Below are 7,528 nucleotides of genomic sequence, written 5' to 3' on the forward strand. Positions count from 1 at the left end.
ATTACTGAATCGGACGGCGGGCAGGTAAACCAACCCGCCGCGGGTAACCCGGCGGGGTAGAAGCCACTTTGTCCACAACGACCAGGTAGCGTTCTTCGGCGATGCCCGGCACCAGCACCGGAATGATCTGCTGGAGTTCTCCTCCCAATAAACGGATGGCTTTTTGCGCGGCAACTGCTTCAGCGTGGGCGCTTTCGCCCTTTTGTGCCAGCATTCTGCCGCCCAGAGAAACCAGCGGAAGAAGATATTCGGCTAAAACGGGCAGGTTGGCAACTGCGCGGGCAACCGCCCAGTCATACTGTTCACGGTGGGCGCGGTCCTGCCCCAATGCTTCAGCACGGGCTTGCAGCAGGGTCACATCTTCCAGGTCAAGGGTTTCAACCATGTGGCGGCAAAATTCCAGTTTTTTGCCAACCGATTCGACCAGCGTCAGTTTCATGCGCGGGTAGATGATTTTGAGCGGAATGCCGGGAAAGCCGGCCCCTGTGCCAATGTCAATCAGGCGTTCAGGCGGGCGCTCGCGAAAAGCGAGGATGCAACTGAGCGAATCTAGAAAGTGCTTGGTGCGAATGCCCTCCCGATCCCGAATGGCGGTTAGGTTCATGCGGCTGTTCCATTCCAGCAGTTCGTCCTCGTATCGCTGAAAAGCGGCAATCTGCCGCGCTGTCAATTGAATCCCCACCAGTGCTTTCAGGTCTTTGACCCACTTTTCCATATCGCGGCAATTATACCGGATGGAGTCGGGCTTGGGTTAATTTTCGGAGAAATCAGACTGGCGGGTTTTTCGGCTGACGTACGGACAAACTGAAGGCTGCCAGCGAGATGAAGAAAAGGGGCAAATGCAGTACCCCCATCCAGAAATTGGCGGGGATAAGGACAAAGTGGGTCAGCAGGTTGAAAAGGGCGATCAACAGCCCAATGAAGCCACTCAGACGCAGTAATACACGATTCACCTGTGGATAAAAAAGCACCAGAAATCCTGTGTAAACGGGCAGCATCATGCAGCCCGTCAATCCGGCTTCGTTGGTGAAAAACAATGCTGGATCAAGAAGCAGCCTCATTGGATCGGTCTGAATCGGCATCCAGAAAGCAAGCAGCATCATGGGGAACAGGATCAAAGCCCGCCGTGGCAGAGGTCGCAGTGAAAAATCCGAGCGGGGCTTGATTGCTTCTGCCAGCCAGGCGGCTGCAATGATGCCGAACAGGATGATGTTGCCGGTAATGATGACCAATCCATACTGGCTGGTGATTGCGCTGTTTTGAAAGATGGCGATGCCAAGTAAATTGAGGCCAGCGTACAAGGCAAACCAGCGGTATGCGCTGTGCGGCCGAACCAGCAACCACGCCGTCAACGCAATGGGGACAAGCTTGAAGAGCGGAAAGAGTGAGGGCAGGGAGTAGATCAACGGCTGAGCAAGTACGCTATTGATGACCTGTGAGGTCTGGCGCGGGTCGTAGGAGGTTTGGGAGTAAAGCGGCAGGAAACTGATCAAAATGATGATCAACAAAAACCACCAGCGACGGCTAAGTTTTTCAAGTCGGCTTTCGGGATTTAGAATCATGGGTTTCATTGTGGCAAACTCTCCTGCAAGATTGCTTTGATTTTACGAAATGTCAAACCAAACCTAAACCGATGAATGACATATTGTGATAATTACAATTCTCATTCAAAATTATTTGGGGAAGGTGCAAGCAAAAAAACGCATCTCATCAGGTACAATTGGGATATGCACCGATTTTTTGTGCCGCCTTCCTCCTTCAAGGGAAGTATGATTCATTTCCCGCAGGAATGTGCCCGTCAGATGGCGCAAGTCTTGCGTCTTAACCCGGGGTGTAAGGTGATTGCTCTGGATGGTTCAGGCAGGGAGGCGGTAGTTCAACTGGACAATCTATCTTCCCGCGAGGCAAGCGGGATTGTATTGGGCTGGCAGAAAAATGAGCGTGAACCCGTCCTGCACCTGACGGTGGGACTGGCATTGACCCAGCGGGAAAAGTTTGAATGGACGCTGCAAAAAGTGACCGAAATCGGCGTGTCTCGAATTGTACCGCTGGTCACGCGGCGCAGTCTGGTGCAACAGACCGCCCAGGTATTGGAAAAGGTTGCCCGCTGGCAGCGGATTATTCAGGAAGCCGCCGAACAATCCGGGCGGGGAATTGTGCCGTGTCTTGATCAACCATCCCTGTTGCGCGATTTTCTTGCGTTCCGACAGGAAGTTGAGATTGCTCTGATTGCCTGGGAGGGTGAAACCAGACGGTTCATCAGCCGGGTGGTTCATCCGCAAGATGGAAAGAACCGTGCCGGCTTGTTGATCGGACCGGAAGGCGGTTGGGAGAAGGAGGAAGTCGAGCAAGCCGAACAGGCTGGCTGGCTGCCGGTCAGCCTGGGCAAACGTATTTTGCGCACTGAAACAGCTGCCATTGTGGCAACTGCTCTGCTGCTAGACCGTTATGAAGCCAATCAATCCGGAGGAGAAAATGAGCAAACGGTTGGGTAACTTGCTATTCATAGGGGTATTGATGGGAATTGCTGCCTGTACAAGCGGTACACCACCCCTGCCAACAGCAATCATTCAACCGCTGCTGGTCTCACCCACTTCGCCGGCTGAAAGTTTAGTAATGGAAACGCTGCCACCACCGCAAACCGCAGCAGTTCAACCAACTTTCACTGAGCCAGTTATCCTTGAAAAAATGAGTCATGAGGACTGGTTTTACAACTCGCCGGACGGTCAGTGGACTGTCCAGGTCAGTGCGGCGTTTCCGGTGACGGCGGAAGGTTCAATCAGCGGTGAAAATTATCGCGTTTCGCTCTCGGTCTTCCGTGCGGATGGCGGACAGCGGTGGAAGATTCTGGATGAGGAACGTCCTTTTGGGTTGGGTTATACCCTGCCGGCTCAGTTTCACTGGCAAAGGGATGGCAGCCGGCTGTTTTACACAGAACACGGAATTCCAGATGGCAGTCCAACCATTTTGGGGTTTGACTGTGGTTTATTCCGTACCGACCTGCAAAATGGCGAAACGACCCAATTGACCGCTGCGTGTGGTTCGCTGCGTGCCGCGCCGGATGGAGAAGCTTTCGCTGCATTGCAAGGCGGCCGTTTGCTGATTCATCGGATCAGCGGCGAAGTTATCCGTGAAATTTCTTTTACGGATTTTCTTGGACTGGGGGAGCAGAGCGGCTGGCTGGCGGGTGGCCTGGTCTGGTCACCAGATAATGGACGGCTGGCCTTCAGTATTCTGCAAAACATGGCGGGCGCGGCGGAAATTCAAACTTCTTTTGTGCTGGTTGATCTGGTGACTGGATCCGTGCGCTTTTTCTTACAGAATCAGCCAGGGCAATACCTGCCGATTGATTGGCAGGAAAGCGAAGTGCTGGTCATTATGGATACTTTTGGTTTGCGTTACCGGCTGAATATCCGCACCGGTGAAATTGTGCCGGCTGGCTGAATGGCTTTCAACCCGTTGCGCGGCGTGGAAGCAAATTCTTCAACCGGTTTCCGCTCTGCCGCCCTCTGCCAACGACGCGATTGCGTTCATCAAAAACGAGCCAAAGCGGGGGTTGGCTGCCTGAAAAAATTGGCACGGGAACATCTCTGCCTTTGAGCCACTCATCCAACAGGTCGCTTGGCAGGGTTAAGCGTCCGCTTTGAAAAAGGCGGGCAAAACGATTCGTCCACTCGTGCGCGGGCTGCCAGCCTTCGGGTGTTTCTTCGAGAACCTTAAGACCCAGCATTTGACACGGCAGATCGTTGAAATATTCCAGAAATGCAGCAGGTACGGCAAAAATGGAAGCCGGGCTGCGCCACAATTCCAGATGATAGGTTTCCAGAATGGTCAATAAATCAAAGCCGTAGGTGGTCTGCAGCCAGTCGGCCAGTTCCTGTACTTGGGGGCGGGGCAGGGGCTGCTGACCAGTCTGGTGCAAGGGGCGGGTTGGTTTCGGCTCCGTGGGCAGACCAATTTCGCCGGTACGCGTCAGCCGGGCGGCAAAAAAGCCGGAGGTTGAAAAACGGTGCGGCCAGAGGCGCATAGCATTTTGAACCTGTGGGTGAAAGGTCTGTCCGAAGGCGTCGGCCAGCGCCGGCGCAGGGGCGGGCAGACGAGCGGAGATTTCATCTACCTGCACACGATTGGGAAAGCGGCGTAACACCTCATCCAGCACGGCTTCGTCCTCCTGAGGGGCAAGTGTGCAGGTGGAATACACCACCTGTCCGCCGGGTTTGACGGCTGCCAGTGCGGAAATGAGCATGGCGGTTTGGCGGTGTGCCAGATTGGTCTGTTCACGGGTGGAGATGGGGCGCATCGGGTGCGATTCGGTTGGACGCAAGGATTGCATACTGCAAGGGGCATCCAGCAGCACCCAGTCAAACATGGCTGGAAACCAGCGCCCAAACTTTTCGGCAGGGAAGCGCGTAACTGCTGTATTCACCGTGCCCCAATTTTGGAGCACCAGCCGTAAAGGGGTGATGCGTTCCATTCCGGCGTCGTTTGCCAGTACCAGTCCGCGGTCCAGGGTGCGGCTGATCAGGTGAGTGGTTTTACCGCCCGGCGAGGCTGCCAGATCAAGGATCAGCGGGCGGGGGGAAGCCGGCAAGTCGAATAATTCTGCAGGCAGCATCGAGGCCGCATCCTGAATGTAATAATGCCCAAAGCGGTGTTCAATGGTCTGGCTGAGCGGGGTGCGCGCTTCATATACCTGCCAGCCGGTAGGGCAAAAAGCAACCGGCTGCACCTGCCAGCCGTACCATTCGCACCAATCGTTGACCGCCTGTGGCGAGGTCTTAAGGGTGTTGATGCGAAAAGCCGGCCGCAAGGGGCGTTCCAGTTCAGCCAGCAGTAGCTGATATTCTTCTGCTGAAAGCAGCTCACCAAATTGCTGCAAGGCCGTCTGCCGGGCGGCGATGGATGGCTGAGGTTTGGAAGAAAGGGTTTTCTTTCGCCGGCTCATGATTTTCGAATACAAAATATCAGTTCAGTCTCAAATCGTATTTCTTCAACTGCCCATGGTTGACCGCTGAGCAGGTTGTCCATCAGCCGGCGTTGTCGCTGTTCCAGATTACGCGTGCCTTTTAAACTGCTGATCGGCAGGGAGACCAGCAGCCAGCGCACTTGCAGCGCTTCAAAAAACGGCCGGCATGCCCCGCGGCGACGCTGCTCAAAGCGGTGAGCCTCTTTGAAGAAAAAGGCAACGTCCGCTGGAATTGTCGGCGGCTCTACCAGAATATCCTGATGAAAAGCAAGGCGGGGACGACCGCTCAATTCAAAAAACAGGTTAATCAACTCCACCCGCGGACGGTGCAGGTCGTAAGCATGATAGCGGGTGGAAGGGGGTAGTTTCATCCACGGCAGGGCAAAGGGCTGCATACCACAGGCCAGGTCAAGGACGCTTTGGGGAAGGCCAGTTATCTCCCACAGGCGTGTGTAGAAATTATCCAGCCAAGCAATCCGCTCGCGGGTGGAGGCGTGGCTTGCCAGCATGGACAGGCAAAAATCACGAACAAACTGTGGATCACCACTGGCAAAGGCGGCCTGCATAGCGGTTTGTGCGGCGAAATAATCCGGATCGCCAAGATAGGGGGCGACAATATTGTGAAGCTTCTCGCGTACGGATTGCAAGGCCTTGTCTGGATTTGACTGCCGGGCAAATTCCTCAACAATCAAATCACGCAGCAGGGCTTCTGGTAAATCCAGCGTGTGGTATTTCCGCATTGAACGCAACTTTGCAATCCAGACTTGAATATTCTCTTCCGAAAGCGGGGTTGGATTATTCATCCCGTCTGACGATCCCCTGATTCCATGCGTACACGGCTGCCTGAGTACGGTCTGCCAGGTGTAGTTTGGAAAGAATGTTGCTGACATGGCTCTTGACCGTTTTTTCACTGATGAACAAGGTTTCGGCAATCTCGCGGTTTGATATTCCGCTGGCAATCAGACGCAGGATTTCCATTTCGCGGTCACTTAATTCGGAAAATGGGTTGAGCGTTTCGCGGCGCGCACCTTGAACTTCCTGTACCAGTCGAGCAGCAACGCGCGGATGAAGGACTGCCTCACCTCGCGAAGCTTTACGAATTGCATCGGCCAGCTCATCGGGTTTTGAATCCTTAAGAATATAGGATAGTGCGCCTGCCCGGACAGCCGGAAAAATATGTTCATCCTTGTAGTAAGAAGTGAAAATGATGACCTGGGTATGAGGACTAATGGTTTTTACCCGCCGGGTTGCCTCCACGCCGTCCATGTCCGGCATGATCAAATCCATTAGAAGGACATCGGGCACGCTATGGGGGAGAAGTTCGAGCAATTGGACGCCATTTTCTGCCTCACCAATCACTTCAATGTCATCCTGGGTTTGCAGAAAAGCGATTAAACCCTGCCGTACAACGGCGTGGTCGTCCACAATGATCACCGTAATCGGATTGTGTGGTTCACTCATGCCTATTAACCTCGTTTCGCGGTTCAAACCTGAGCGGTAAATGAGCGGAAAGACGGGTACCTTGTCCGGGTGAACTTTCGATCTCAAGCCTTCCACCGATTTCTTCAAGCCGGTCTTGCATACTTTTCAAGCCAAAACCGGGGGAATTTAACCCATGCGGATCAAATCCGCGACCATTGTCCTGCACTGCCAGAATTACCTCCCGACTATCCCCCCAGAGAGCAACATTGACCTGAGTTGCCCCGCTGTGGCGGCTCACATTGGCAAGCGCTTCCTGCACGATTCTGAAGAGGGTCAATTCCTGACTGAAGGAAAGTTTCAGGTTTTCGGAATGAGAAAATTCAATAGCAAGATGATTTTGTTGCTGCCATTGTTGCAGGTAATCTTTCAGTGCGGCGGTCAGTTCCTTCTCATGCAGAGCAGCCGGACGCAGTTCCAGTATCACATTGGTCAGTTCTTGCTGGCTCTGGAGTGCGAGATTTTCAGCCTGATGGAGGGCCAGTTTGGCGGCCTCCGGTTTGGTTTCGATCAGATTTCGAGCAGCACTGATTTGAAGAATTGCTGCTGCCAGATTTTGCTTGACCGAATCGTGGAGATCTCGAGCCAGTTGATTTCGTTCTTCCATGGCAGCCAGCTGCTGCCGGGTCATCAACAGGGTTTCTAATTCGGAAGCCATTTGATTGAGCTGCCTGCCGAAGCGGGCAATCTCATCTTGTGCCGGATCATGAATGCGCGGTTTAAAGTTGCCATCAGCCCAGGCGTTGGTTGTTTCGCGCAAATGGTCAAGGCGATTTTCTAACCAACGAGCAGTGAAAAAACCAAATAAAGTTCCAACCAGCACAGCCGGCATAATCAAAACCAAAAGAGCAGGTCCTGCCAGACGAATCGCAGTCATCAGGAGTTCACCACTCAGCTCATTTACAAAAATGTCCGGCAGGAGACGAGAAAGATATAGATTGAACGCCAGAAAGAACCACCAGGCTGCCATTAAGATTGCCCCCAGGGTGACCAGCGTAAAACTCAGGGTAAGCCGCCAGCGCAGCCGGTTGAAAAAGCGGTTAATGAGATCTTTCCAGTGTTTCGGAGCGTCCATTTCCGCTC

General features: G+C 53.7%; 8 protein-coding genes. 2 read left to right on the top strand and 6 right to left on the bottom strand.

Features of this window, described 5'->3' with window-relative positions; all coding sequences use genetic code 11:
- Nucleotide 1: 1 nt before the first annotated feature.
- Nucleotides 2-715 (bottom strand): 16S rRNA (guanine(527)-N(7))-methyltransferase RsmG, encoded by a 714-nt coding sequence (gene rsmG, locus ACWIZX_RS00685; protein WP_322793267.1) that lies wholly within the window; start codon nt 713-715, stop codon nt 2-4.
- A gap of 52 nt (nt 716-767) precedes the next feature.
- Nucleotides 768-1,571, bottom strand: coding sequence for a hypothetical protein (locus ACWIZX_RS00690; RefSeq protein ID WP_448334479.1), 804 nt, complete (start codon nt 1,569-1,571; stop codon nt 768-770).
- Between the two features lie 156 nt (nt 1,572-1,727).
- On the opposite strand from ACWIZX_RS00690, the gene ACWIZX_RS00695 reads away from it, so the two are divergent.
- On the top strand, nt 1,728-2,495 hold the full coding sequence (locus tag ACWIZX_RS00695; RefSeq protein ID WP_448334480.1) for a 16S rRNA (uracil(1498)-N(3))-methyltransferase: 768 nt from the start codon (nt 1,728-1,730) through the stop codon (nt 2,493-2,495).
- Nucleotides 2,476-3,444 carry a hypothetical protein gene (locus tag ACWIZX_RS00700; protein ID WP_448334481.1) on the top strand — a complete coding sequence of 323 codons (969 nt, stop codon included), beginning with the start codon at nt 2,476-2,478 and terminating at the stop codon, nt 3,442-3,444. The genes ACWIZX_RS00695 and ACWIZX_RS00700 overlap by 20 nt, the downstream gene beginning before the upstream one ends.
- A 7-nt stretch (nt 3,445-3,451) precedes the next feature.
- Here the strand turns inward: ACWIZX_RS00700 and ACWIZX_RS00705 are convergent, their stop codons facing one another.
- The 4 genes from ACWIZX_RS00705 to ACWIZX_RS00720 all read right to left on the bottom strand — a co-directional run.
- The gene (locus ACWIZX_RS00705) at nt 3,452-4,945 is read right to left on the bottom strand and encodes a hypothetical protein (protein ID WP_448334482.1); all 1,494 of its coding nucleotides are present in this window, start codon (nt 4,943-4,945) and stop codon (nt 3,452-3,454) included.
- Nucleotides 4,942-5,769 (bottom strand): hypothetical protein, encoded by an 828-nt coding sequence (locus tag ACWIZX_RS00710; protein WP_448334483.1) that lies wholly within the window; start codon nt 5,767-5,769, stop codon nt 4,942-4,944. The genes ACWIZX_RS00705 and ACWIZX_RS00710 overlap by 4 nt, the downstream gene beginning before the upstream one ends.
- The gene (locus tag ACWIZX_RS00715) at nt 5,762-6,427 is read right to left on the bottom strand and encodes a response regulator transcription factor (protein WP_322794412.1); all 666 of its coding nucleotides are present in this window, start codon (nt 6,425-6,427) and stop codon (nt 5,762-5,764) included. Before ACWIZX_RS00715 ends, ACWIZX_RS00710 begins: the two co-directional genes overlap by 8 nt.
- Nucleotides 6,420-7,528: histidine kinase (locus tag ACWIZX_RS00720; protein ID WP_448334484.1), on the bottom strand; the 1,109-nt coding region annotated here is incomplete at its 5' end. The genes ACWIZX_RS00715 and ACWIZX_RS00720, both read right to left, overlap by 8 nt.

The sequence above is a fragment of the Bellilinea sp. genome (assembly GCF_053501535.1).